We start from the raw sequence: 23,278 nt of genomic DNA, 5'->3' as shown, positions 1-23,278 counted from the left end.
CCGACCGCTCGCCCTACGATGGGCTCGGCCACCCCGGCCGCGACGTATCCCGATGTCCCGAGGACCGGCCCGTGCCGTTCAGCCCACCCCGCCGCCCGTCTGCCCCCACCGCGCCCGCGTGGGCGGCGCTGCTGGCGCTCCTCACCATCGGAGCGCTGACCGGCTGCGGAGCACCTCCGGAACTGCGTGACCCGACCGGCGTGCCCACCGGGGCCGGCAGCCCCAGGCCGTCGGGCCCGACCGGCGTCGCGACCGGCACGCCCTCGACCGCGCCGACCGCACCGCCGCCCGCCACCCACGCGGCCACTCCGGAGCCCGGCCTGGTGGCGACGACCTGCCGGAACGGGCCGACCGGGCAGCGGGTGGTGCAGTTGCTGCAGGGACGGGCCTCGGTGCTCCCGGACAACGTCCGGGTCCGGGTCCGCACCGGCCCGTTGTGCGCCGGGGACTGGCAGTACACCGTGCTGGAGGTGACCGGGCACGAGGAGCTTCAGGTCGTCACCCAGGGCGTGCCGACGGCTCTGCAACTGGTCACGGCCGGCACCGACGTGTGCACCATCGAGGTCCGGGCCACCGGGCCGGCCGGAATCCGTACGCTCGCCTGCGATCCATCTCCAGCGGTCGGACCGGGTGCGTAGTCTGGGCGGCATGCCCGGAACACCGCCTACGCGCTACGTGTACCTCGGCCCCGAGGGCACCTTCGCCGAGCAGGCCCTGCGCACCATCCCGGCAGCCGAACACGGCTCCCGTACGCCGGCTCGCAGCGTCGGGGAGGCGCTCGACAGCATCCGGGCCGCAGAGGCCGACGCGGCGCTCGTACCGCTGGAGAACTCGATCGGCGGGGCGGTCGGCGTCACCCTCGACGAGATCGTCGAGGGTGCGCCGCTGGTGATCACCCGCGAGGTGGTCCTGCCGGTGGAGTTCGTGCTCGCCGCGCGTACAGGCACCGCGCTGTCGACGGTCCGCTCCATCGCGGCACACCCGCAGGCGTCCACCCAGTGCCGCGGCTGGCTGCGTGACCACCTGCCCGATGCGACGGTCGTCGATGTCCTCTCCAACGGCGCGGCGGCGGCCGGCGCCGGGTCCGGCGAGTACGACGCGGCGATCTGCGCGCCCATCGGGGCGGCCCGGCACCGGCTCACGCTGCTCGCCGAGAAGATCGCCGACCACCCCGACGCGGTGACCCGGTTCGTGCTGGTCTCCCGTCCCGGGCCACCCCCACCGCCGAGTGGCGACGACCTCACCTCACTGGCCGTCTACATCGCTCACGACCGGGTGGGCGCGCTGCTGTCGGTGCTGGTCGAGCTGGCCGTACGCGGGGTGAACCTGACCCGGATCGAGTCCCGCCCGACCGGTGAGGCGCTGGGCCGGTACGTCTTCTTCCTCGACTGCACCGGGCACGTGGCCGACGTACGCCTGGGTGAGGCGTTGCAGGGGCTGCGCCGGGTGTGCGCGGAGGTCCGTTTCCTCGGGTCCTATCCCCGACACCGTTGGGTCGAGGCCGGCGAGCGGCGGGTGCCCGCGCCGGCCGGCCTGTCGGACGTCGACTACGCCGACGCGGCGGCCTGGCTGGCCCGGCTGCGTACCGGCGAGATGAGCTGACCGGTCCGAGCGCCGAGGCCCTGGGGGTGGGGTGCTCCGGAGCGCGCCCCACCCGGATCGGCGCTCAGCTCAGCAGACCGCCGAGCAGGCCACCCTCCTGCTGCTGCTGACCGCTGCCCATGACGGGCGGCTCCTCGGACGGCTGCACCACGACGAAGCCCTGACCGGCGAAGCTCATGGTGAACGACTCGCCGGTGCGTCGACCGAGCAGCGTGCCGAGACCGAGCTGCTCGGCTCGGTGGTAGCCGGTCTGGAGGTTGGCCGACCAGCAGACGGCCGCCTGCGGGTCGACGTACGTCGGGGCGTCCACGTTGAGCACCACGGGAGTGCCCTTGGTCGTGATGGCGATCCGGCCGTACCCGCTGAACACGCAGTTGAACAGCCCGGACGAGGAGGCCATGCCGGCGCCGCCGACCATCCTGATGTCGTACTGCAGGGTCGAGTCGAAGGCGAGCACGCTGGAACCGTTGATGGAGAGCGCGTCGCCCGGCTCCAGGTCGATGATGTGGACGTCCTTGGCCAGCTCGGCGAGGAAGACGTCACCCTGGCCGGTGACCTTCATCAGGGGGACGCCCTCGCCGGTGAGCTTCTGCTTGAGGAACTTGCCGAGGCCGCCCGAGCCCAGCGCCTGGAACTGCACGTTGCCCTGGTAGGCGACCATCGAGCCGACCCGGGCCATCGCCTCGCCGTTGAGCTCGATCTTCAACATCTTGGAGTTCTGCAGACGCATGCCCGCCTGCGCCGACTCCTTCTCCAGATTCTCGGACGAGAACAGCTCGCTGCGCATGAAAGGTTCCTCCTGAAATGGTCGCGGTCGCTGCATCGACCGTAGGTGACCACGGCAACCGGAGGCGATCGGTTCAGCGGCGCGCGGACGGGGGGCTCGCGCGTCAGCCCCAGCCCAGGGCGTGCAGCCGCTCGTCGTCGATGCCGAAGTGGTGGGCGATCTCGTGCACCACTGTCACCGCCACCTCGTCGACGACGTCCTCGTCGTTGTCGCAGATCCGCAGGATCGGGTGGCGGTAGATGAAGATCCGGTCCGGCAGTACGCCGGAGTAGTCCCAGCCCCGGTTGGTGAGCGCGTGCCCCTCGTAGAGGCCGAGCAGGTCGGACTCACCCGGCGGTGGGTCGTCCTCGACGAGGATCACCACGTTGTTCATCAGGCCGAGAAGCCCTTCGGGCACCTCGTCGAGCGCGTCAGCGACCAGCTCCTCGAAGCGCTCGCGGGTCATCTCCACCGGCACGACGTTCATTCTGCCCGACGCGGGACCGATCGGCCGGGTCGCGCTCGGCGACCCGGGCCGTGGTCCACGTGTGTGCGGGTCGCCGGGTCAGGCGGCCAGGCGGGCGGTGAGGGTGATCTCGGCACCCGGCGAGAGCAGGCGGGAGATCGGGCAGTTGGCCTTGGCGGCCTCGGCGAGCTTCTGGAACTCCGCCTCGTCGACCCCGGGCACCTGGCCGACGGTCTCGAGGTCGATCCGGGTCACGCTGAACCCGGCGTCGGTCTTGTCCAGGTGGACCTTGGCGGTGGTCTCGACCGAGGTGGGCGTGGTGCCGGCGTCGGCGAGGGCCTTCGAGAACGCCATCGAGAAGCAGCCCGCGTGCGCGGCGGCGATCAGCTCCTCGGGGTTGGTGCCCTCGCCCTCCTCGAAGCGCGACTTGAAGGAGTAGTTGCCGGACAGGCCGCCCTTACCGGTGCGGACGGTGCCGGAACCCTCGGTGAGATTGCCCTGCCATTGTGCGGAAGCGGTACGGATAGGCATGTTGAGAACGCTAGCGGATACCTGACCTGCGGGCGACCGGCCGGCACCGAGGACCGCCCTGCGATTCCCGTCACCGTGATCGGCGGCGCGGCGGACGTGGGCGGGCGCGCGGTGTCGACGGCAGCGCCGCGACCGAGGGCTGTGCCATGATTCGACGCAGGCCCGTGACCGGCGGAGGGATGGCCGATGCCCGAGGATCTGCCCGTTCCGCGGCAGGGAGACTCGCCCGACGCGCCGGCTGTGATCGAGTGGGGCGCCGACGAGCCCGCGCGGACACGCCGGTTCGGTAATCCCCTGGTCGGCCTGACCCGTGACCCTCGTCTGCCGCTGCTGCTGGCCGGCCTCGGCGCGGTCGCCGGGATCGCGTCGATGATCGGCGAGTGGCTGCTGACGACCGTGCCGAGCGGGGGGGCCGAGGGGCCCAACACGATCGAGGTGCGGGCCAGCGTGTCCGAGATCGGCGGCTTCGGGGTCGCTTATCTCGCCGGCCTGCTCGGCCTGGCCTGCGCCGTGGCCCTGGCGCTGGGGGGCACGGCGGCGGTCCGTGCGAACGCGCGGCTGGTCGGGCTCACGCTGGCCGGCGCGCTCCTGGCGTTGCTGGTCGCCGCTACCGCGACGCTCCACGACACCGGGGAGCGGGCCCTTCTCTACTCGCCCGAGGAAGAGTTCCGGGTCGAGTACGGCCGCGGTCTCGTGCTGGCGTTCGTCGCGTGCGTCCTCTTCGCCGCCGCCCTGCGACTGGCCGGGGCCGGACCGGCCGACGCGTCCGCCGGGCCGGCTGACGACGATGCCCCGGCCGCCGACGTACCCGCGATGCGCTCCTGGCGTCGCCGCCCGGACCCGGGTCCACTCGACGACGGCCTACCCGCCCCCGCCGATCTGACGGTGGAACCGGCCACCCCCTTCGCCCGCCCCGAAAACCCCACCTAACCCCACCCCCACGCCCCGTCCCCGCGCCGCGCCCCGCGCCCCGCGCCCCGCGCCCGCGCCCGCGCCCGCGCCCGCGCCGATCTTGCGATTTCTGTCCCCACATAAGGCGCATAAGTCGACAAATCAGCAACCGAAAGTGCAAGATCGGCGAGGCGAGGGCGGGGCGAGAGGCGCGGGCGCGGGAACGGGGCGCGAGAGGCGCGGGCGGGGTTGGACACCTGGCGGGTGCCGCGCGTTGGTGCCCGATTCGCCGGGAAGCCATGGTTGCGACCCTTTCGGCGAGGTACGGTTGCTGCCCGCCGTCACGCCGGGTCTCGACCAGGACCGCACGGCTGGCTGCGACGGCGGTGGGCGAAGGAGGAACGATGACCCGCCCGGGACTGCCCAAGCTGATCGCGACCGACCTCGACGGAACCCTCGTCCGCAGCGACGACACCGTCTCCGCGTACACCCACGGGGTGCTCGACCGGGTGCGGGCCGCCGGTATTCCGGTGGTCGGCGCGACCGGACGCGGCCCTCGCCTGACCGAGCTGACCCGCAACGACATCCGCGCCGCCGACTTCCTGGTGATGGCCGGCGGCGGACGTGTGGTCGACCAGAGCGACCCGGCCGGCCCGGTGGTGCTCCGCGACGAGCGCCTGCCCGCCGAGGTGCTGGCCCGGTTGCTCGCCGACCTGGAGGCCGAGGTCGGCCCGCTGACCGTGATGGTCGAGGCGTCCGACGAGCACGACGCCCCGCTCTGGGGTGACTACCACCCGAGCTGGCCCTACCAGGACCGGTTCGAGGCGCGCACCCGCGACGAGTGCCTCTCCTGCGACGTGCTCAAGGCGTTCGCCAGAACCGCCGACCACCACGTGGACGAACTGCTGGCGGTGGCCCGCCGGATCGTCGAGCCGCAGGTCGCCACGCTCACCCAGGCCGGGCTCGGTTTCATCGAGATCTGCCCGCCCGGGGTGGACAAGGCGACCGGGCTGACCGTCGTGGCGCAGACGCTCGGGGTCGACCCGGCCGACGTGCTGGTCTTCGGCGACATGCCCAACGACCTGCCGATGTTCGAGTGGGCCGGCTGGTCGCGGGTGGCGGTCGCCAACGCTCACCCCGACGTCCGCGCGGCCGCCGACGAGGTGACCCTGCGCAATGATGACGACGGAGTGGCGGTGTATCTGGACCGACTACTCTCCCGATGATGGGAGAGACACCCCGGCTGGTAGCCACGGACATCGACGGCACGCTGATCCGCGACGACCACACGGTCAGCCCGCACACCGCCGACGTGCTCGCGCGGATCTCCGCGCGAGGCACGCCGGTCGTGCTGGTCACCGGCCGCCCGGTCCGCTGGCTCAAGATGGTGTACGACCAGCTGACCGAGCCTCTGCCGGCGGTCTGCGCCAACGGCGCCGTGGTCTACGACCCGGTCAACGACGAGGTGTTACGGGCCGACCCGCTCGCGCCACAGCATCTGGTGGAGGTGGCCCGGCGGCTGCGCGCCGAGGTGCCCGGCATCAGCTTCGCCGTGGAGATCCTGGACAGCCGGGAGATGCGTCACGAGGCGGACTACCCGCTGCGCTGGGATGCCGACGCCGACGCCATCCGGCCGATCGAGACGCCGGAGGAGTTGCTCTCCGTGCCGGCGGTGAAGCTCCTCGCCCGGGCCGGCGAGCAGGACCCGGACGCGTTCGCGGCGCTGATCGCCAGGGCGCTGCAAGGGCTGGCCGAGGCGACGCACTCGTCGTCCTCGGGGCTGGTGGAGATCTCCGCGGCCGGGGTGACCAAGGCGGCCGGGCTCGACTGGTACTGCGACCGGCTCGGCGTGGCCGCGGCGGACGTGGTCGCCTTCGGCGACATGCCGAACGACGTACCGATGCTGAGCTGGGCGGGGCGCGGCGTGGCGGTGGCCAACGCGCACCCCGCCGTCCTCGCGGTCGCCGACGAGGTGACCGGCTCGAACTCCGACGACGGCGTGGCCGCGTACCTGGAGAAGGTGTTCGGGGTCCAGTGACCGGTCAGAGGTACTGGCCGGTGTTGTGACCCTCACCGCCGCCGGGCTGGCCGATGCCCGGCATGCCCGGGACGACCCCACCGGGGCCGCTGGGCAGCGCCTGCCGGCCGCCGCGCATCTGCTCAAGCTGAACCCGGGCGGCCATCTGCTGGGCGACCAGGGCGGCCTGGATGCCGTGGAACAGGCCCTCCAACCAGCCGACGAGCTGGGCGTGCGCGATGCGCAGCTCGCTCTCGCTGGGCGCCTTGTCCTCGGTGAAGGGCAGCGAGATCCGCTCCAACTCGTCGCGCAGCTCGGGCGCGAGACCTTCCTTCAGCTCGACGATCGAGCGTTCGTGGATCTCCCGCATCCGGTGCCGGCTGGCGTCGTCCAGCGGAGCGGCCTTGACCTCCTCCAGCAGCTGCTTGATCATGCTGCCGATCCGCATCACCTTGGCCGGCTGCTCGACCAGGCGGGTCGGATCCTCACCCTGACCCTCCTCGGTCTGCACGGTGCCGATCGGCCGCCCGTCCGGACCGACCACCACCACGGTGCCGGAGTGGCCGGAGTCGTCGGGGCCGGGCTGGTCGTTCTGCTCAGCGGTCATGGGGTCCATTTTTACCCAGGAGGTCCGGCCCACGCCGCCCGGGACCGACTCCCCTGGACCGAACCACCCGGGCGGGGCGCGCTACCGTCGCGCCATGTCTGCCGACCCACGCGCCGTGCTGACCCGGCCGGCGCCCGCGCCGGACCGGACGGTGGCGTACGGCGACCACCCCGACCAGGTCGCCGACCTTCGCCGCCCAGCCGGTTCCGGGCCGGCCCGGCCGCTGGTCGTCGTGGTGCACGGGGGCTTCTGGCGGGCCGAGTACGACCGGCGGCACACCGGACCGCTGGCCGCCGCGCTCGCGGCCGACGGGTACCCGGTGGCGCAACTGGAGTACCGACGTACCGGGCAACCGGGTGGTGGCTGGCCGGGCACGTTGACGGACGCCCTCGCCGGGATCGCGGCGCTGCCGGCGCTGGTCGCGCCGGCGCTGCCCGGTCGGGTGAGCGGGGCCCCGCCGATCCTGATCGGTCATTCCGCCGGTGGCCACCTGGCGTTGTACGCGGCGGCCACCGCGCCGTCGACGGTGGGTGGGGTGCTGGCCCTGGCCCCGGTGGCCGATCTCGCCGAGGCGTACCGGCTGGACCTGGACTCCGGTGCGGTCGCCGCGCTGCTCGGCGGCGGTCCGGGGGATGCGCCGGACCGGTACGCGGCGGCCGATCCACGATCATTGGTACCGATGCCAACACGCACGGTAGTGATGCACGGCTCACTGGACGAACAGGTGCCGGTCTCGATGAGCCGGGACTTCGTGGTGGCAGCTCGTACCGTGGGATCCGATATTTCCCTTGTCGAGCTGCCCGAATGCGAGCATTTCGGGCTGATCGATCCGGAGTCCTCGGCCTGGCCCCGAGTGCTCGATGCATTGCGGTCCCTGCACGATGATCACTAGCCATTGACGCAGCGTCGCCGAGCAGGTAGAACGCCGGAGGGGCGCTGTTCGCCCTGCAACGCTCCTGGGAAGGAACTCGGTGTCGCAGATGAATCGCAGGCGGGCGCTCCAACTCCTGGCCGCGCTCGGTACGACCGGATTCGCCACCGCGTGCGGCTCCGACACCGAGGCTCAGCCGACCCCCACCAAGAGCCCGATCAAGATTGGTCTGATCGCACCGAAGGGCGGCGGCTTCAAGTCCATCGGTGACGACATCACCAACGGCTTCCAGCTCTTCCTCGACCTGCACAACCAGCAACTGGGCGGGCATCCGGTCGAGCTGCTCACCGCCGACGAGGGCGAGACCGCCAAGACCGGCAAGGCCGCCGTCGACCAGCTCCTCAAGCAGAACGTGCTGGCGCTCACCGGCGTGGTCAACTCGTCGGTGATGGTGGGTATCCGCGACACCATCGAGGACGCCCGAATCCCGCTCATCGGGTCGAACGCCTCACCGAGCAGCCTGCAGAGCGTCGTCTACATCTGGCGTACCTCGTACGTGCTGGACGAGGCCGGGCGGGCACTCGGCCGCTACCTGCGCGACCAGCTCCCGGCGAACGGCCGGATCGCGATCATCGTGCCGGAGAACGTGGGCAGCCCGGACGTCGTGCGGGGCTTCAAGCAGGAGTTCGGCCCCACCGACCCGCGCATCGCCGACCCGGTGACCAACACCAGCCCCACCCCGAACCCGAGCAAGACCACCTACGTGGCGGACATCGAGAAGGCGCTGCGCAAGAACCCGACCGCTGTGTTCTGCTTCTTCGCGGGTGCGGCCGCCGTCGAGTTCATCAAGCAGCTCCGCGACCAGTTCTCCGGGCCCGTGTACGCCCCCGGCTTCCTCACCGAGGGCGCCGTGCTGGATAGCCTGGGCCGGGACGCGCTGGGCATCCAGACCGCCCTGAACTACTCGGCCGACCTCAACAACACGTCGAACCGGGTCTTCGCCTCGGCGTACCGCAAGAAGCACCAGAGCACGCCGACGACCTACGCGATGGCGTCGTACGACGCGGCCCAGGTGCTCGACCAGGCCATCCAGCTGACCGGCGGAACGCCCACCCCGCAGCAGGTCAATCTGGCGCTGGGCAAGATCGGCCAGATCGACAGCCCGCGCGGCATCTGGCAGTTCAACCAGCCGCGTACCCCGCAGCAGAAGTGGTACCTGCGGGAGGTCCAGCAGGACGGTCAGGTCATGTCGAACGTGCTGATCAACGAGCTGGCCACGCTGGGCTAGAGCCTGTCGGGACGAAGCAGGGGCCGGCCTCCCGTGGGGAGGCCGGCCCCTGCCGTACTCGGCGCTGTTCGGGTCAGTGCCGCAGTTCGGCGATGCAGCACTTCACGCTGCCGCCGCCCTTCTTCAGCTCGGCCAAGTCGACCGGCACCGGCGTGTAACCGGCGGCCTTGAGCTTGCCCGCCAGTCGGGTGGCCTCGCTGTTGAGCACCACGTTCGCGCCGTCGCTGACCAGGTTGAGCCCGAAGGACAACGCGTCCTCGTCGTCGGCGATCACCGCGTCCGGGAAGAGCTGCGTGAGGACGCGCTGACTGGCCGCGGAGAACGCGCCGGGGAAGTAGACGATGTTCGCGTCGTCGAGGGCGGCGAGCGCCACGTCCAGGTGGTAGAAGCGCGGGTCGACCAGCCGCAACGACACCACCGGCCGACCCAGCGCCTCCTGCGCCTCGGCGTGTGCCGGAATCTCGGTACGGAAGCCGTGCCCGGCCAGGATGAGTCCGCCGTGCGCCTCCGGCACGTACGCGAAGTCGCCCTCGCCCTCGTTGGTCTCGTTCGGGGCGAGGAAACGCCAACCCTGCTGCTCGTAGAACGCGTGGTGCGCGGCGGCCTCGGCGGTCCGCTGCTCGTGCTTGAACCGCGCGCCGTAGACGCTGCCGTCGACCACGAAGGCGCCGTTGGCGGCGAACACCATGTCGGGCAGCCCCGGCTCCGGCGTGAGCAGGTGCACCTCGTGGCCGAGACCGACGAGCGTGTCGCGCAGCCGGTCCCACTGCTTGACGGCCAGTTCCCGGTCGACCGGGGTGGTCACGTCCATCCACGGATTGATCGCGTACTCGACCGCGAAATGCTCGGGCGAGCACATGAGATATGTCCGCTTTCGCGGGACTCGCTGCTGGTTCACGGTCACCAAGAGTAGGTATCGTTGAACTTTGGTAACAGCCACAACCATTGCTTCCCAGAGGCGGAACGTTGCAGATAGACGCCGTTGACCAGCGGATCATTGCGTTGCTTGTCGCCGACGCCCGCGCGTCGTACGCCGACATCGGCACCCGGGTGTCACTCTCCGCCCCGGCAGTCAAGCGCCGGGTCGACCGACTGCGCGCCACCGGCGTCATCCGGGGATTCACGGCCGTCGTCGACCCGGCCGCCGTCGGCTGGACCACCGAGGCGTTCGTCGAGCTGTTCTGCGCCGGCCGGACCACCCCGGCGCAGATCGGCGTGGCCGCCCGCCGACACCCCGAGGTGGTCGGCGCGTACACCGTCTCCGGCGAGGCGGACGCGCTGGTGCACCTGCGTGCCGCCGACATCGCCCACCTTGAGGCGGCCCTCGAGCGGCTGCGCGCCGAGTCGTTCGTGACGTCCACCCGCAGCACCATCGTGCTGTCCCGGCTGGTCGAATCCCCCGGCGTCGGGCCGTCCACCGGCGCCTGACCGTCCGCCGCCCGGCTCGGCCCGCAATGCGCGGCTTGACCTCAAGTCTGGTTCAGGTGTTGGACTCGTGGCGGCATGGCACGACACGAGGGGGAAGTGATGCGGGCGATCTGGCTACGTGAGTTCGGCGGTCCCGAGGTGCTGACGCCCGGCCCGGCGCCGGACCCGACGCCCGGCCCCGGCCAGGTGTTGATCGACGTCGCACACGCGAACGTCACCTTCGTCGAGACGCAGCAGCGCTCGGGGCGTCCCGGGCCGAACCGGTACGCCCCGCCGCTGATCCCCGGCAACGGCGTCGGCGGCGTCATCACCGCCGTCGGGTCGGACGTCGACCCGGCCCGCATCGGGCAACGGGTGGTCACCGCCACCGGCGGCGCCGGCGGGTACGCCGAACAGGTCGCGGTGGACGCGTCCGCGCCCATCGACGTGCCGGCCGGGCTGGCGCTGGACGCGGCCGTGGCGCTGCTCGCCGACGGGCGTACCGCCACCATGCTCGTCGAGGCGGTCGGCGTCCGCGCCGGCGACCGCGTGCTGGTCGAGGCCGCCGCGGGTGGGGTGGGGAGCATGCTCGTCCAGATCGCGAGGCGGGCCGGCGCACGCGTGATCGGCGTGGCCGGCGGACCGCGCAAGGTGGCCCTGCTGCCCGGGCTGGGCGCCGACGTGGCGGTCGACTACCTACGGCCGGGCTGGGCCGATGGCGTCCGCGACGCGGTGGGCGGGGTCGACGTGGTGTTCGACGGCGTCGGCGGCTCGGTGGCCAGGGCGGCGTTCGAGCTGTTGACCCCGGGCGGCCGGATGATCAGCTACGGGCTGGCCAGCGGCGAGTGGTCCCCCGTCACACCGGATGCCGCCGCCGAACGCCAGATCACGCTGATCCGGCCGGACGTGCCGCCGGCGCGGCTGCGGGCGTACACCATCGGGGTCCTGGCGGCTGCGGCGGCCGGGCAGCTCCGGCCGCTGGTCGGCCAGCGCTTCCCCCTCGAACGCGCCGCCGACGCGCACGCCGCCATCGAGGCGCGCGCGACGGTCGGCAAGACCCTGTTGGACGTGGCCTAGAGGTACATGCCGGTGCGGTGCTGGGAATCGTCACCCCGGACCGGCTTGTCGCCCTCGCCGAAGAAGCGCTTGCCGCCGAACTCACCGTGCAGGCGATCGTCCAACTCGTCGGCGAGACCGGTCATCACCTGCACCGCCAGCATGAGATGGGTCGCCTGGAAATTACGGCCGAAGACCGGGATGGAGGCCCAGACCGTGTCGTCGGCGCAGTACAGGCGACCGATCGGCATGCGGTTGGTCAGCTCCGACAGCTTGACGTAGAGCCGTTCGGTCGGCTCGACCTCGGTGAGGACCGGGGAGAGGACGTCCACCAGCGGCGGATTGTCCCGCACCCGCACGAAGACCATCGCCGAGCCGGCCCGGATGGTGATGTCGCCGTCCGAGTCGATCTGCAACCGCTCGGCGTCGGACTTCAACATCGTGGACACGACGGTACGGACGCGCTCCGGCAGGTCCAGCACGTCGTCCCGGTCGGCGGACGCCTCGGCCAACGCCTCCTGAAGGTCCCCCTCCACGTCGGCGTCCGGGCCGAACTCGCTGCGCGCGGTGCCCAACGGCTCGACGGCCAGTGGCTCGCCGTCGGCGTCGTGCACCAGGTAGACGAGGAAGGCCGGGTGGGGTGCGCCGTACACGTCGCGCAGCGTCCGGGACAGCAGCGGGGCGATCCGGTTGGCCTCCGCCACCGTGCCGTCCAGCCCGAACGCGCCGCCGGAGCCGGCCACCACGCCGGGCGGGGACCAGCCGAGCGCCACCATGTCCGCCACGGCGGCACGGTCCAGCCGGTAGCCCTGCGGCAGCGCCGCGTTACCGACCGCCCGAGCGGAGAGACCGCCGTCGTCGGTCGCGTCGACGCTGATCGAGTAGACGGCGTCACCCGTACCGGAGGCGGTGGGATCGAGGGTCAGTTCGAGGTGCGCGCCGGCCGGTAGCTCCCGTAGCCGCAGGGCGAGCATCCGGGCGAACTCCCGCCAGGCCTCCGTCACCTTGGCCCGCAGATCGGTGGTGCTGGGGTCGTCGAGCAGGATCGACTCCGCCGGCTCGGGTGTACCGCCGGGCTCTGAATCCGACGCCGAGGGGTGGTCAGCCGTCATGATCGCCTCCGTCCGTTCCGATCACCCTACCCACGGTCCACTCGGCTCGAATCAGCCCGGACCGGGATCGGACACCCGGCGCCGTGACACCCGCACGGGGCGCGGCGGTCAGGAGGTGGGGTCGGCGAGTTCGGCGTCGAGCCCGACCGGCCAGTCGGCCGCGAGGGCACTGAGCCGGGCCGCGGCGTCCGCCGGATCGGCGCCACGACCGACGGCCAACCCCAGGAGGTACGCGCTGACCGGCGCACCCGGTCGCACCACCTGGTGGGCGACGTCGCGGGCCAGGTCCAGCACCGCCGGAACCGGCACCTCGGCCGGGTCCAGACCCACCTCGGCGCAGGCCGCCGTGACCCAGTCGTCCAACACCGTCATCGCACCCACTCCTCCGCCCGGCGTACGTCCTCGTCAGTGTCGCAGTCGAACCAGGGCGGCGGACCGGCACCGGCCCACGGCACGTCGTGGATCGCCAGACCGGCCAACAGCGCCCGCATCGAAGCACCGGCCAGACTGCCGCCCCGCTCGGCCGCCAGCCGCAGCAGCCCGGCCCGCAGCGCGTCGACCCGCCACACCCCGCAGAGCGACTGCCGCCGTCCGTCCGCGTCGACGAAGCACACCCCGTCGACAGCCTCAGGGTGAAGGCCGGCCGGGCTGTCCGCCGGGGCGGCTGGTGCTGGCCTTCCAGCGGCGGCGAGGTGGGTCAGCAGGTCGCCGATCGCGGCGCGGGTGAGCAACGGCAGGTCGGCGGCGAGCAGCGCGACGAGCGTCGTGTCGGGGTCGAGCAGCGCCAACCCGGCCGCCGTCGCGGCGACCGGCCCGCCTCCGGGCGGATCCTCGCGCGTCACCCGTACGTCGTCCGGCACGCCGTCGGCGGGCCCGACCAGCACCCGCGGCGCGGCGTCCCCCACCGCGGCCAGCACCCGGTCGCGCATCGAGCGACCACCGACCGGCAGCGCGGGCTTGTCCACCCCGCCCATCCGGCGGGCCGCCCCACCCGCGAGCACCACGGCGGCGTACGTCCCCATCCGGTCACGGTAGCCGTGCCGGCGCTCGGCCGCCGGGGCGCTGCGGGGTGCCTGATGGGCGGCGGCCGTGCGGGCCGGCCGGGGCGGGGTGCAGGATGGCGGGATGGGACGGGCGACTGACCGACGGCGCGTACTGCGGATCGACCTGGACGCGGCCGACGGACGCGCAGCCGTCAAACGGCCTGACACCCTCTCGGTGGAGGAGCCGTTGGAGATCCGGGTCGGCCCGGCCGGTCCGGACCGACGCAAGCCGCTCGCCGTCACCATGCGCACCCCCGGAGACGACCTGGACCTGGCGATCGGCTTCCTGCTGACCGAAGGGTTGATCCGGTCCACCGACGACGTGCTGACCGCTCAACTCTGCTCCGGCGCGGAGACTCCGAACACGTACAACGTGGTGGACGTGGTGCTGGCCCCCGGCGTCCCGGAACCAACCACCGACCCGTCCCGGAACTTCTACACGACCAGCTCCTGCGGGGTCTGCGGCAAGGCCAGCATCGACGCGGTCCGTACCCGCTCGCTGTTTCCGGTCGTCCAGGACCCGCTCGCCGTACCGGCCACGCTCCTCGCCGAGCTGCCCGACCGGCTGCGGGCCGCCCAGCGCGCCTTCGACCGCACCGGCGGGCTGCACGCGGCGGGGCTGTTCACCCCGGCCGGTGAGCTGGTGGCGCTGCGGGAGGACGTGGGCCGGCACAACGCCGTCGACAAGGTCATCGGCTGGGCGGTGCGGGAACGGCACCTGCCGTTGACCGGGCACCTGCTGCTGGTGTCCGGCCGGGCGAGCTTCGAGTTGACCCAGAAGGCCTGGATGGCGGGACTGCCGCTGCTGGCGGCAGTGTCCGCGCCGAGCACCCTCGCGGTCGAGCTGGCCGAGGAGGCGGGAATGACGCTCGTCGGATTCCTGCGCGGCCGGACCATGAACGTGTACGCCGGCCCACAGCGGATCACCGTCGAGCAGCCGACCTGACCCGGGTCAGCGGCGGCCACGTCGACGTCGCTTGCGGGGGCGGACCACGCCGGGCACACCGACCGAGGGCCAGCCGTCCAGTTCGGAGGGGGGTACGCCCCGCCGGAGCAGGTCGTCCAGGAGCAGGGCCAGCGAGTATTCGGGGTGCAGGCTCAGCGTCCGTTCCAGCGCGACCGCCGCCAGGGCCCCCTGACCCGCCCGCCACGCCGCGAACGCCAGGAGCGCGCCGGGCGCGGCGGTCAACTCCGGCTCGGCCCGGCGCAGCACGTCCGTCCAGAGGTCGATGTCCCGCTCGCGGCCGTCGGTCCGTTCCCAGGCGTGGTCGCGGACCGGCAGGTGCCCGAGGAGCAGGCTGAGCCAGGCCACCTCGTCGTCGTCGAGCCGCTCACCGCGCCGCTGTCGTCGTTGCGCGTCGCGGACCGCCGTCACCCCGGCGGAGCGTACGGCCCGCCCGCCCAGCAGGTCGCTGGCGGGCGCCTGCTCGATCAGCTCGATTAGCCGTCGCTCGGCCCGGACGGTGGCCGCCCGCAGCGCCTCGCGGGCCGGGCCGGCCACCGGCGACACCTGCGCCACGAGGGCCGCCCGATCGGGGAGGGCGACCTGACCGGCGAACACGGCCGACGCGGTCACCGCATTGGCCTGCGGGTCGTAGCGCCGACCCTCGGGCGGGCAGCAGTCCACCTCGGTGCACAGGTAGGACCACCACCGGCCGTCGGTCACCCGCAGCGCGTCGAGCACCTCCAGGCCGGCCGCCGTCAGGGCGGCGCGCACCGCGTCCACGCTCGGGGTCACCCTCTCGGGTGACCCGTAGCCCACCACGGTGGCGGCGTCCGCGCCCTGCCGGTGGATCACCCCGGCCAGGTGCCGGGCACGGTCGACCGGGTCCGTCGCCGGCTCGGGCAGGTCGGCGCGGGCGGCGAAGATGATCTGTCGACCGCGCAGCGCCACCGCGACCACGCTGTCGGCCGGGTGGAAGCCGAGCAGGTACGGCACGGCGGCGATCAGATCTGCGGGCGAGCGGACGGAGAGCTTCGGACGTTCGGTCGAGGTCATGCAGGAAGGCTGCGTCCGAGCCGCGGAGCCTTCCAGACCCTGTGGATGACACGCGACTTATCCACAACTACGGAGCGTATTCCCAGAGGTAGAAGCGATTCGATGTGCTCACAGGACACCGTGGTGTCATGGGCAGCCGCTACCGTGCGCTGATGGACCTGGCGTACCTGCGCGCGCACCCGGCACACCTGCCGACGTTCCGGACCCACCAGCGGCTCCGGGAGACGCCGGTCGCCGGAGGCGACATCTGCGCCGCCGCCCGGCTGACGCTGGACGACGGTCACTCGGTCTTCGCGAAGTCCTGGCCGGAGGGGTCCGACCGGCCGGCACCCGAGGGCTTCTTCGCTGCCGAGGCCGCCGGGCTGCGCTGGCTGCGGGAGGCCGACGCGATCGGCGTACCCGAGGTGATCGTGGCGTTGCCCGACCTGCTGGCGCTCGACTGGGTGGAGCCCGGCGAGCCGACGCCGCAGGCCGCCGATCGCTTCGGTCGGGAGTTGGCCGCCCTGCACCGGGCCGGCGCGCCTGCCTTCGGCGCGCCGTGGGACGGCTTCATCGGTGCGCTTCCTCAGGACAACACCCCCGACGACGGCCCCTGGTCGACGTGGTTCGCGCGGCGGCGACTCGTTCCCTACCTACGCCTGTCCGTCGACGGCGGTGCGCTGACCAGCAGCGATGCCGCGCTCATCGAACGGGTGATCGGGCACGTCGGTGAGTTCGGCGGGGACGAGCCGCCGGCCCGCGTCCACGGCGACCTGTGGCCGGGCAACGTGCTGTGGGGCATCGACGAGCGGGCCTGGCTGGTCGACCCGGCGGCGCACGGCGGGCACCGCGAGACCGACCTCGCCCAACTGGCGCTCTTCGGTGGTGTCGCGCAGCTGGACCGGGTCCTTGCCGCCTACCGGGAGAGCTGGCCGCTGGCCGACGGTTGGCGCGAGCGGGTGCCGCTGCACCAGCTGCATCTGCTGCTCGTGCACACCGCGCTCTTCGGCGCCGGTTACCGCGATGCGGTTGTCCGGGTCGCCCGAGCCGCCCTGGTCGGCGTCGAGCGCGCTACGGTCGACCGGTGAGTGTCGACCGACGTACCGACGGCGTCCTCGTCGACCGGTACGGCCGCATCGCGCGGGACCTGCGCGTCTCCCTAACCGACAAGTGCAACCTGCGGTGCACGTACTGCATGCCGGCCGAAGGGCTGCCCTGGTTGGCCGGCCCGGAGCTGCTCACCGACGAGGAGATCGTCCGGCTGATCCGGGTGGCCGTCGAGCAGCTCGGCGTGACCGAGGTGCGGTTCACCGGCGGGGAGCCGTTGATCCGGCCCGGCCTGCTCGGCATCGTGGGCGCGGTCGCCGCGCTCGATCCGCGCCCCCGGATCTCGCTCACCACGAACGGCATCGGCCTGGACCGGCTGGCGCCCGCGCTGCGGACGGCCGGCCTGGACCGGGTGAACGTCTCGCTGGACACCCTGGACGCGGCCCGGTTCGCCCAGCTCACCCGCCGTCCCCGCCTCGACGCGGTGCTGGCGGGGCTCGCCGGGGCGGCGGCCGCGGGTCTCGACCCCGTGAAGATCAACTCAGTCCTGATGCGTGGGGTCAACGAGGACGAGGCGCCGGCCCTGCTCCGCTTCGCGCTCGACCACGGCTACCACCTGCGGATCATCGAGCAGATGCCGCTGGACGCGCAGCACGGCTGGGACCGGAGCACGATGGTCACCGCCGAGGAGATCCTGGCCTCCCTGCGTACCCAGTTCGACCTCAGCCCCGACCCGGCCGAGCGCGGCGCGGCGCCCGCCGAGACCTGGCTGGTCGACGGCGGCCCGGCCCGGGTCGGCGTGATCGCCAGCGTCACCCGGCCCTTCTGCGGCGACTGCGACCGAACCCGGCTGACCGCCGACGGCCAGGTGCGCGCCTGCCTGTTCGCCACCGAGGAGTCCGACCTACGGGCGGCGCTGCGCGACGACGCGACCGACGACGAGTTGGCGCAGCGGTGGCGTACCGCGATGTGGGGCAAGCGGGCCGGGCACGGCATCGACGACCCCACCTTCCTCCAGCCGACCCGGCCGATGTCCGCGATCGGGGGTTGAGTCGTGGAACCGAGGCCGTTGACCGTCCGCTACTTCGCCGGGGCGCGGGCCGCCGCGGGCCGCTCGGAGGAGGTCACGCCTGCCGGCCGGTCTCTCGACGACCTGACGGCCGAGCTGTCCCAGCGGCACGGCGACCGACTGGCCGCCGTGCTGCGGGTGGCCAGTTTCCTCGTGGACGGCGTCACCTGCCATGATCGTCGGGCACCCCTGCCGGGCGGGGCCACGATCGATGTCCTACCCCCGTTCGCGGGCGGCTGAGGGGGCGCGCACATGTTGGCGGTTCTAGGGTTCATGGGCGTACTGGCCCTGGTCACCGGGCTGATTCACCTCTACCTGTGGAAGCGTCTCGTCCGGGACACGACGACGCCGGGTCGCTGGCGGCGGGTCGGCGGGATCGCCGCCGGAGTGCTGGCGGTGCTCGTACCGGTCACCCTCGTCGGCACGCAGGGCGGCCTCTACTGGCTCGCCTGGCCGGGCTACGTGTGGCTCGCCGTCATGTTCTACCTGCTGGTCACGCTGGTCGTGCTGGAAGTGCCGATGCTCATCGCGCGTCTGGTGCTACGCCGCCGGGTGACCGTCGCCGAGCCGACCACCGCCGCGCCCGAGCCGGTGCTGGTCGGGGCCGCTGGGCCCGCCGATCCGCCGGCCGCCGGCACGGTCGCGGCACCGGACCACGACCCGGCCCGTCGCCTGCTGCTGGCGCGCGGCGCGGCCATCTTCGCCGGCCTCACCGCCACCGGCATCACGGGGTACGGCGTCCGCACGGCGCTCGGCCCGCCCCGCCTCGACCGGGTGCGGATCCCCCTGGCCAAGCTTCCACGCAGCATGGACGGCCTGCGTATCGCCACCGTCTCCGACATCCACCTCGGCCCGCTGCGCGGCCGGGCACACACCGAACGGATCGTCGCCGCGATCAACCGCCTCGACGCGGACCTGGTCGCGGTCGTCGGTGACCTGGTCGACGGCTCGGTCGCCGAGCTGGGCCCGGCCGCCGCGCCGCTGCGTGACCTGCGCTCCCGGTACGGCAACTTCTTCGTCACCGGCAACCACGAGTACTACTCGGGGGTCGAGGAGTGGGTCCAGGAGGTGGACCGGCTCGGCCTGCGGGTTCTGCAGAACCGCCGGCAGGAGATCCAGGCCCGGGGCGGTGTGCTCGACCTGGCCGGCGTCAACGACCTGAACGCGGACCCCAAGGGCACCGGCCTGGCCGCCGGCCCGGACTTCGAGGCCGCCCTCGGCGACCGCGACCCGAGCCGCCCGGTCGTCCTGCTCGCACACCAGCCGCTCGCCGCCAAGCAGGCGGCCCGCTACGGCGTCGACCTGCAACTTTCCGGGCACACGCACGGCGGGCAGCTGATGCCGTTCAACCTGGCGGTCCGTCTTCAGCAGCCGGTGGTGAGCGGGCTCGGCGAGGTCGACGGCACGAAGGTCTACGTGACCAACGGCGCCGGTTTCTGGGGTCCGCCGGTGCGGGTGGGTGCCGAGCCGCAGATCAGCCTCGTGGAGTTGCGCTCGGCATAGCGGAGGTCACGTCCGCGCGTGGCGAAAGGCGGGCCGCGTGGCGGGCGTGACAGGATGCGGCGTGCCCCCGTTCAGTGACGTACCCCCCGGTGGCCTTGCGCCCTTCGTCGCGGACCTGCACATCCACTCGAAGTACTCGCGCGCGTGCAGCCGGGACCTGACCCTGCCGACCCTCGGATGGTGGGCGCGGCGCAAGGGCATCGCCCTGCTCGGCACCGGCGACTTCACCCACCCCGCCTGGTACGACCACCTGGTGGAGACGCTGCGCCCGGCCGAGCCGGGGCTCTACCGGCTCAGCGAGGAGACGGAGCGCGACATCGCCCGCCGGCTGCCGCCGCGACTGGCCGGTACGACCGACGCGGACGCGGTCCGTTTCATGCTGAGCGTGGAGATCTCCACCATCTACAAGCGGGACGACCGGACGCGCAAGGTGCATCACCTGGTCTACCTGCCCGACCTGGAGGCGGTGGCCCGCTTCAACACCGCTCTGGGGCGGATCGGCAATCTCGGCTCCGACGGCCGGCCGATCCTCGGTCTGGACTCGCGGGACCTGTTGGAGATCACGCTGGAAGCCAGTCCGGACGGGTATCTCGTGCCGGCGCACATCTGGACGCCGTGGTTCTCCGCGCTGGGATCGAAGTCCGGCTTCGACGCGATCGCCGACTGCTACGCCGATCTGGCCGAGCACATCTTCGCCGTGGAGACCGGTCTGTCGTCCGACCCGGCGATGAACTGGCGGGTCGGCAGCCTGGACGGGTACCAGCTCGTCTCCAACTCGGACGCGCACTCGCCGCCGGCCCTCGGTCGGGAGGCGACCGTGCTGACCGGCGAGCGGGACTACTTCGCCGTCCGGGAGGCGCTGCGCAGCGGTGTCGGCCTGGCCGGCACCATCGAGTTCTTCCCCGAGGAGGGCAAGTACCACGCGGACGGGCACCGGCTCTGCGGCGTCAACTGGTCCCCGGAGCGGACCCGGGCCGCCGGAGGGCTCTGCCCCGAGTGCGGCAAGCCGCTCACCGTGGGCGTGCTCAGCCGCATCGAGGAGCTGGCCGACCGACCCGACGGGCACCGCCCGGCGCACGCCCGGGACGTCACCCACCTGGTGCCGCTCGCCGAGATCCTTGGTGAGATCAACAAAGTGGGCGCCCGGTCGAAGAAGGTCGAGGGGCGGCTCAACGAGCTGCTCGCCGCGCTCGGCCCCGAGTTGGAAATTCTGACCACGACGCCGCTGTCCGACATCGCGCAGGCCGGCGGTGAGCTGCTCGCCGAGGGCATCGGTCGGCTGCGGCGGGGCGACGTACGCCGGGTGCCGGGTTACGACGGCGAGTACGGGGTGATCACGCTGTTCGATCCGGCGGAGCTGGGCACGGGCGCTGGCACGGCGCAGGAGACGCTGTTCGACGTACCCGTGTCGGTGCCGTCGCAGCGACGTCCGGCGGAGCCGGCGGCTCGCGCGACGGCGAAGCGCCCGGCGGCGGCCAAGGCGGAGTCGAAACGCAAGCCGGCCCCGCCTCCCGCGCCACCGATCGCGCCGCCGCCGTCACCGCACGAACCGTTCGAGCCGATGCTCTCCGGTATGGAGGAGGTCGGCACCGGCCTGCTGGACCGTTTGGACGCGATGCAGCGGGTGGCGGCGTCCGCTCCCGGCGGACCGCTGCTCATCGTGGCCGGACCGGGCACCGGCAAGACCCGGACGCTGACCCACCGGATCGCGTACCTCTGTGCGGAGCTGAACGTCTTCCCCGAGCACTGCCTGGCGATCACGTTCACCCGCCGTGCGGCCGAGGAGCTGCGGCACCGCCTGGACGGGCTGCTCGGTCCGGTCGCCGAGGACGTCACCGTGGGCACGTTCCACGCGCTGGGGTTGACCATTCTGCGGGAGAACGCCGACGCGGCGGGCCTGCCGGCCGGCTTCCGGATCGCCGACGACGTCGAGCGGGCGGCGGCCCGGTCTGAGGCGGGTGACGACACCGCCGGCTACACGGCGCGGCTGCGCAAGCAGGACCTGGTCGACCTGGATGAACTGGTCACCCTGCCGGTGGAGCTGCTGCGCGCGGACCGCAAGCTGGTCGAGCGGTACCGGGACCGCTGGCGGTGGATCTTCGTCGACGAGTACCAGGACGTCGACGCGGTGCAGTACGAGCTGCTGCGGTTGCTCAGCTCCGCCGACGGCAACCTCTGCGCCATCGGCGACCCGGACCAGGCGATCTACTCCTTCCGGGGCGCCGACGTCGGCTACTTCCTGCGTTTCTCGCAGGACTTCACGGACGCCCGGCTGGTCCGGCTCAACCGGAACTACCGCTCGTCGGCACCGATCCTGGCCGCCGCCGTGCAGGCCATCGCGCCGTCCTCGCTGGTCCAGGGCCGGCGACTGGATCCGGCCCGGCTCGACCCGGAGGCCCCGCTGGTCGGCCGATACCCGGCGGCGTCCGTGGCCGACGAGGCCGACTTCGTGGTCCGGACCGTCGACGAACTGGTCGGCGGGCTGTCCCACCGATCGCTGGACTCGGGCCGGATCGACGGCCGGTCCACCACGCTGTCATTCTCCGACATCGCCGTGCTGTACCGCACCGACGCGCAGGCCGCTCCGATCGTGGACGCCCTGACCAGGGCCAACATCCCCGTGCAGAAGCGCTCGCACGACCGGCTTCGGGACCGGCCCGGGGTGGCGGCGATCGCCCGCGAGCTGCGGCACGCCGACGGGTTGGCCGGGTCGCTGGCGGCCCGGGTGCGGCTGGCCGGCCAGACGGTCGCCGAGCGGTTCGCGGTGCCCACCCTGGACGGCACGGGTAGCGGGGCCCGCCCCGAGGACGTGCGCTCGGCGGTGGACCTGCTGACCCCGCTGGCCCACCGCTGCGGCGACGACCTGGAGGTGTTCCTGTCGCAGCTGGCCACCGGCGCCGAGGTGGACGCGCTCGACCCGCGCGCGGAGGCGGTCACGCTGCTGACCCTGCACGCCGCGAAGGGCCTCGAGTTCCCGGTGGTCTTCCTGGTCGGCGCCGAGGACGGGCTGCTGCCGCTGCGCTGGCCCGGCTCGACGCCCGACGAGGACGCGGTCGCCGAGGAGCGCCGACTCTTCTTCGTCGGCCTGACCCGGGCCCAGGACCGGCTGTACGTCAGCCACGCCGCCCGCCGTACCCGGCACGGCGCGGAGCGCGACTGCGCCCCCTCGCCGTTCCTCGCCACGATCGACCCGGGCCTGTTCGAACGGTTCGGCGAAACGGAACCCCGCCGCCCCAGGGACCGCCAACTCCGCCTGATCTGAGCCCCGGGGGGCGCGGAGGCCAGGTGGCACGTTGAGCGTGATGCCTCAGAGGCATCAAGATGACTCAGAGGCATCACGCTCTTTCGGGCGGGCCGGCGGGAACGCGCCGTGCCGGGCATGCCAAAATCTCAGCCGAGGAGCACGCCGAGCCACGCGCCAGCGAGCAGGGCCGGCCCGAGCGGGAGCAGGGTGTCGCGGCGTACCCGTCGCGTGGCGAGCAGGCCGACCACCAGCCCACCCTGTAGCAGGTGCGCCAGCAGGAGCCCGGTGAGCAGGGCGTCGTGTCCCAGCCAGCCGAGCGGCAGTCCGAGGACCACGGCGAGCTTGACGTCCCCGAAGCCGAGCCGGGATCTCGGCAGCAGGGCGAGCAGCACGTGCGCCGCGCCGCAGAGAACCGCACCGACCAGAGCGCCGACCAGACGCCCCGGAGTGGCGGCCAGCAACGCCGTCCCGGTCAGGCCGCCGAGGGCCAGCGTGCCGGCAGCAGCGACCAGTGGGTCGGGCAGCCGCAGGCACACGAGGTCGACCACGGCCAGCACCAACCCCACCACCGCCACCGCGACAAGGACCGGCAGCGCCGGGTCGTCGCGCCGCACGGTGGCGAGCCCCACGAACACCACGACCGCCACCGGTGGACAGAGCCAGGCCGACCCGATCCGCCGCGCCGGCGGATCGACGAACCGCCGGGCCAGTGAGGGTACGACCAGACCGACCAGACCGCCGAGCAGCGCCACCCCGAGCAGCGTGGCGGCCGACATGGGC

Annotated in this window: 25 protein-coding genes; 15 read left to right on the top strand and 10 right to left on the bottom strand. The window is 72.8% G+C overall.

Annotated elements, in window-relative coordinates; all coding sequences use genetic code 11:
- The first annotated feature begins 71 nt into the window (after positions 1–71).
- Both AB0I89_RS25320 and pheA read left to right on the top strand, forming a co-directional pair.
- Positions 72–638 carry a hypothetical protein gene (locus AB0I89_RS25320; RefSeq protein WP_357131474.1) on the top strand — a complete coding sequence of 189 codons (567 nt, stop codon included), beginning with the start codon at positions 72–74 and terminating at the stop codon, positions 636–638.
- 10 nt (positions 639–648) lie between these two features.
- Complete coding sequence (pheA, locus tag AB0I89_RS25315) at positions 649–1,602, top strand: prephenate dehydratase (protein ID WP_357131471.1); 954 nt, start codon at positions 649–651, stop codon at positions 1,600–1,602.
- 64 nt (positions 1,603–1,666) lie between these two features.
- On the opposite strand, the gene AB0I89_RS25310 is transcribed toward pheA, so the two are convergent.
- From AB0I89_RS25310 to AB0I89_RS25300, 3 genes are all read right to left on the bottom strand, one after another.
- Positions 1,667–2,389 (bottom strand): AIM24 family protein, encoded by a 723-nt coding sequence (locus AB0I89_RS25310; RefSeq protein ID WP_357131467.1) that lies wholly within the window; start codon positions 2,387–2,389, stop codon positions 1,667–1,669.
- 103 nt (positions 2,390–2,492) lie between these two features.
- The gene (locus AB0I89_RS25305; protein ID WP_357131815.1) at positions 2,493–2,840 is read right to left on the bottom strand and encodes a metallopeptidase family protein; all 348 of its coding nucleotides are present in this window, start codon (positions 2,838–2,840) and stop codon (positions 2,493–2,495) included.
- 93 nt (positions 2,841–2,933) lie between these two features.
- On the bottom strand, positions 2,934–3,365 hold the full coding sequence (locus AB0I89_RS25300; protein WP_355048644.1) for an OsmC family protein: 432 nt from the start codon (positions 3,363–3,365) through the stop codon (positions 2,934–2,936).
- A gap of 186 nt (positions 3,366–3,551) precedes the next feature.
- Here AB0I89_RS25300 and AB0I89_RS25295 point away from each other — a divergent pair, with 186 nt between their 5' ends.
- From AB0I89_RS25295 to AB0I89_RS25285, 3 genes are all read left to right on the top strand, one after another.
- On the top strand, positions 3,552–4,295 hold the full coding sequence (locus AB0I89_RS25295) for a hypothetical protein (RefSeq protein ID WP_357131463.1): 744 nt from the start codon (positions 3,552–3,554) through the stop codon (positions 4,293–4,295).
- A 365-nt stretch (positions 4,296–4,660) separates the two neighbouring features.
- Complete coding sequence (locus AB0I89_RS25290; protein WP_355048642.1) at positions 4,661–5,482, top strand: HAD hydrolase family protein; 822 nt, start codon at positions 4,661–4,663, stop codon at positions 5,480–5,482.
- Entirely contained in the window at positions 5,482–6,294 is an 813-nt protein-coding gene (locus AB0I89_RS25285; RefSeq protein ID WP_357131459.1) for an HAD family hydrolase, read from the top strand. The genes AB0I89_RS25290 and AB0I89_RS25285 overlap by 1 nt, the downstream gene beginning before the upstream one ends.
- 4 nt (positions 6,295–6,298) lie before the next feature.
- On the opposite strand, the gene AB0I89_RS25280 is transcribed toward AB0I89_RS25285, so the two are convergent.
- The gene (locus AB0I89_RS25280; RefSeq protein ID WP_357131456.1) at positions 6,299–6,889 is read right to left on the bottom strand and encodes a bacterial proteasome activator family protein; all 591 of its coding nucleotides are present in this window, start codon (positions 6,887–6,889) and stop codon (positions 6,299–6,301) included.
- Between the two features lie 85 nt (positions 6,890–6,974).
- On the opposite strand from AB0I89_RS25280, the gene AB0I89_RS25275 reads away from it, so the two are divergent.
- Entirely contained in the window at positions 6,975–7,772 is a 798-nt protein-coding gene (locus AB0I89_RS25275) for an alpha/beta fold hydrolase (protein WP_357131454.1), read from the top strand.
- A 79-nt stretch (positions 7,773–7,851) separates the two neighbouring features.
- Positions 7,852–9,039: an ABC transporter substrate-binding protein gene (locus tag AB0I89_RS25270; RefSeq protein WP_357131451.1), complete on the top strand. Its 1,188-nt coding sequence runs from the start codon at positions 7,852–7,854 to the stop codon at positions 9,037–9,039.
- A 73-nt stretch (positions 9,040–9,112) separates the two neighbouring features.
- Here AB0I89_RS25270 and ddaH read toward each other — a convergent pair whose 3' ends face one another.
- Positions 9,113–9,946, bottom strand: coding sequence for a dimethylargininase (ddaH, locus tag AB0I89_RS25265; protein WP_357131448.1), 834 nt, complete (start codon positions 9,944–9,946; stop codon positions 9,113–9,115).
- A 59-nt stretch (positions 9,947–10,005) separates the two neighbouring features.
- On the opposite strand from ddaH, the gene AB0I89_RS25260 reads away from it, so the two are divergent.
- Complete coding sequence (locus AB0I89_RS25260) at positions 10,006–10,467, top strand: Lrp/AsnC family transcriptional regulator (protein ID WP_354814963.1); 462 nt, start codon at positions 10,006–10,008, stop codon at positions 10,465–10,467.
- Between the two features lie 99 nt (positions 10,468–10,566).
- Positions 10,567–11,523: a zinc-binding dehydrogenase gene (locus tag AB0I89_RS25255; protein ID WP_357131444.1), complete on the top strand. Its 957-nt coding sequence runs from the start codon at positions 10,567–10,569 to the stop codon at positions 11,521–11,523.
- Here the strand turns inward: AB0I89_RS25255 and AB0I89_RS25250 are convergent.
- From AB0I89_RS25250 to AB0I89_RS25240, 3 genes are all read right to left on the bottom strand, one after another.
- On the bottom strand, positions 11,520–12,614 hold the full coding sequence (locus AB0I89_RS25250) for a hypothetical protein (RefSeq protein WP_357131441.1): 1,095 nt from the start codon (positions 12,612–12,614) through the stop codon (positions 11,520–11,522). The genes AB0I89_RS25255 and AB0I89_RS25250 overlap by 4 nt on opposite strands.
- 108 nt (positions 12,615–12,722) lie before the next feature.
- The gene (locus tag AB0I89_RS25245; protein WP_357131438.1) at positions 12,723–12,986 is read right to left on the bottom strand and encodes a DUF6457 domain-containing protein; all 264 of its coding nucleotides are present in this window, start codon (positions 12,984–12,986) and stop codon (positions 12,723–12,725) included.
- Positions 12,983–13,636, bottom strand: coding sequence for an NTP transferase domain-containing protein (locus AB0I89_RS25240; RefSeq protein WP_357131435.1), 654 nt, complete (start codon positions 13,634–13,636; stop codon positions 12,983–12,985). Before AB0I89_RS25240 ends, AB0I89_RS25245 begins: the two co-directional genes overlap by 4 nt.
- Positions 13,637–13,739: 103 nt before the next feature.
- Between AB0I89_RS25240 and fdhD the strand changes: the two genes are divergently transcribed.
- Complete coding sequence (fdhD, locus tag AB0I89_RS25235) at positions 13,740–14,603, top strand: formate dehydrogenase accessory sulfurtransferase FdhD (RefSeq protein ID WP_357131432.1); 864 nt, start codon at positions 13,740–13,742, stop codon at positions 14,601–14,603.
- Between the two features lie 6 nt (positions 14,604–14,609).
- Here the strand turns inward: fdhD and AB0I89_RS25230 are convergent, their stop codons facing one another.
- Entirely contained in the window at positions 14,610–15,656 is a 1,047-nt protein-coding gene (locus AB0I89_RS25230; protein ID WP_357131429.1) for a DUF4192 domain-containing protein, read from the bottom strand.
- 152 nt (positions 15,657–15,808) lie between these two features.
- On the opposite strand from AB0I89_RS25230, the gene AB0I89_RS25225 reads away from it, so the two are divergent.
- From AB0I89_RS25225 to AB0I89_RS25205, 5 genes are all read left to right on the top strand, one after another.
- Positions 15,809–16,723 carry a fructosamine kinase family protein gene (locus AB0I89_RS25225; protein WP_357131812.1) on the top strand — a complete coding sequence of 305 codons (915 nt, stop codon included), beginning with the start codon at positions 15,809–15,811 and terminating at the stop codon, positions 16,721–16,723.
- Positions 16,720–17,733 carry a GTP 3',8-cyclase MoaA gene (gene moaA / locus AB0I89_RS25220; protein ID WP_357131425.1) on the top strand — a complete coding sequence of 338 codons (1,014 nt, stop codon included), beginning with the start codon at positions 16,720–16,722 and terminating at the stop codon, positions 17,731–17,733. The genes AB0I89_RS25225 and moaA overlap by 4 nt, the downstream gene beginning before the upstream one ends.
- 3 nt (positions 17,734–17,736) lie before the next feature.
- Positions 17,737–17,991: a MoaD/ThiS family protein gene (locus AB0I89_RS25215; protein WP_355048625.1), complete on the top strand. Its 255-nt coding sequence runs from the start codon at positions 17,737–17,739 to the stop codon at positions 17,989–17,991.
- Positions 17,992–18,003: 12 nt separating this feature from the next.
- Entirely contained in the window at positions 18,004–19,254 is a 1,251-nt protein-coding gene (locus AB0I89_RS25210) for a metallophosphoesterase (RefSeq protein WP_357131422.1), read from the top strand.
- Between the two features lie 61 nt (positions 19,255–19,315).
- Positions 19,316–22,516 (top strand): UvrD-helicase domain-containing protein, encoded by a 3,201-nt coding sequence (locus AB0I89_RS25205; RefSeq protein ID WP_357131419.1) that lies wholly within the window; start codon positions 19,316–19,318, stop codon positions 22,514–22,516.
- A gap of 128 nt (positions 22,517–22,644) precedes the next feature.
- On the opposite strand, the gene AB0I89_RS25200 is transcribed toward AB0I89_RS25205, so the two are convergent.
- The gene (locus AB0I89_RS25200; RefSeq protein ID WP_357131416.1) at positions 22,645–23,274 is read right to left on the bottom strand and encodes a prepilin peptidase; all 630 of its coding nucleotides are present in this window, start codon (positions 23,272–23,274) and stop codon (positions 22,645–22,647) included.
- Positions 23,275–23,278 lie beyond the last annotated feature (4 nt).

Origin of the sequence: Micromonospora sp. NPDC049801 (assembly GCF_040656575.1) — a bacterium.
GTDB lineage: Bacteria > Actinomycetota > Actinomycetes > Mycobacteriales > Micromonosporaceae > Micromonospora.
Note: the sequence above shows the minus strand (reverse complement) of the source record. Positions and strands in the feature narration are given on the sequence as shown.

Excerpts from the sequence above, each read along its gene's own strand:
- pheA (WP_357131471.1), top strand. The coding sequence starts at position 649 with ATGCCCGGAACACCGCCTACGCGCTACGTGTACCTCGGCCCCGAGGGC.
- AB0I89_RS25310 (WP_357131467.1), bottom strand. The coding sequence starts at position 2,389 with ATGCGCAGCGAGCTGTTCTCGTCCGAGAATCTGGAGAAGGAGTCGGCG.
- AB0I89_RS25300 (WP_355048644.1), bottom strand. The coding sequence starts at position 3,365 with ATGCCTATCCGTACCGCTTCCGCACAATGGCAGGGCAATCTCACCGAG.
- AB0I89_RS25295 (WP_357131463.1), top strand. The coding sequence starts at position 3,552 with ATGCCCGAGGATCTGCCCGTTCCGCGGCAGGGAGACTCGCCCGACGCG.
- AB0I89_RS25290 (WP_355048642.1), top strand. The coding sequence starts at position 4,661 with ATGACCCGCCCGGGACTGCCCAAGCTGATCGCGACCGACCTCGACGGA.
- AB0I89_RS25285 (WP_357131459.1), top strand. The coding sequence starts at position 5,482 with ATGGGAGAGACACCCCGGCTGGTAGCCACGGACATCGACGGCACGCTG.
- AB0I89_RS25280 (WP_357131456.1), bottom strand. The coding sequence starts at position 6,889 with ATGGACCCCATGACCGCTGAGCAGAACGACCAGCCCGGCCCCGACGAC.
- AB0I89_RS25275 (WP_357131454.1), top strand. The coding sequence starts at position 6,975 with ATGTCTGCCGACCCACGCGCCGTGCTGACCCGGCCGGCGCCCGCGCCG.
- AB0I89_RS25255 (WP_357131444.1), top strand. The coding sequence starts at position 10,567 with ATGCGGGCGATCTGGCTACGTGAGTTCGGCGGTCCCGAGGTGCTGACG.
- AB0I89_RS25250 (WP_357131441.1), bottom strand. The coding sequence starts at position 12,614 with ATGACGGCTGACCACCCCTCGGCGTCGGATTCAGAGCCCGGCGGTACA.
- AB0I89_RS25245 (WP_357131438.1), bottom strand. The coding sequence starts at position 12,986 with ATGACGGTGTTGGACGACTGGGTCACGGCGGCCTGCGCCGAGGTGGGT.
- AB0I89_RS25240 (WP_357131435.1), bottom strand. The coding sequence starts at position 13,636 with ATGGGGACGTACGCCGCCGTGGTGCTCGCGGGTGGGGCGGCCCGCCGG.
- fdhD (WP_357131432.1), top strand. The coding sequence starts at position 13,740 with ATGGGACGGGCGACTGACCGACGGCGCGTACTGCGGATCGACCTGGAC.
- AB0I89_RS25230 (WP_357131429.1), bottom strand. The coding sequence starts at position 15,656 with ATGACCTCGACCGAACGTCCGAAGCTCTCCGTCCGCTCGCCCGCAGAT.
- AB0I89_RS25225 (WP_357131812.1), top strand. The coding sequence starts at position 15,809 with ATGGACCTGGCGTACCTGCGCGCGCACCCGGCACACCTGCCGACGTTC.
- AB0I89_RS25210 (WP_357131422.1), top strand. The coding sequence starts at position 18,004 with ATGTTGGCGGTTCTAGGGTTCATGGGCGTACTGGCCCTGGTCACCGGG.
- AB0I89_RS25200 (WP_357131416.1), bottom strand. The coding sequence starts at position 23,274 with ATGTCGGCCGCCACGCTGCTCGGGGTGGCGCTGCTCGGCGGTCTGGTC.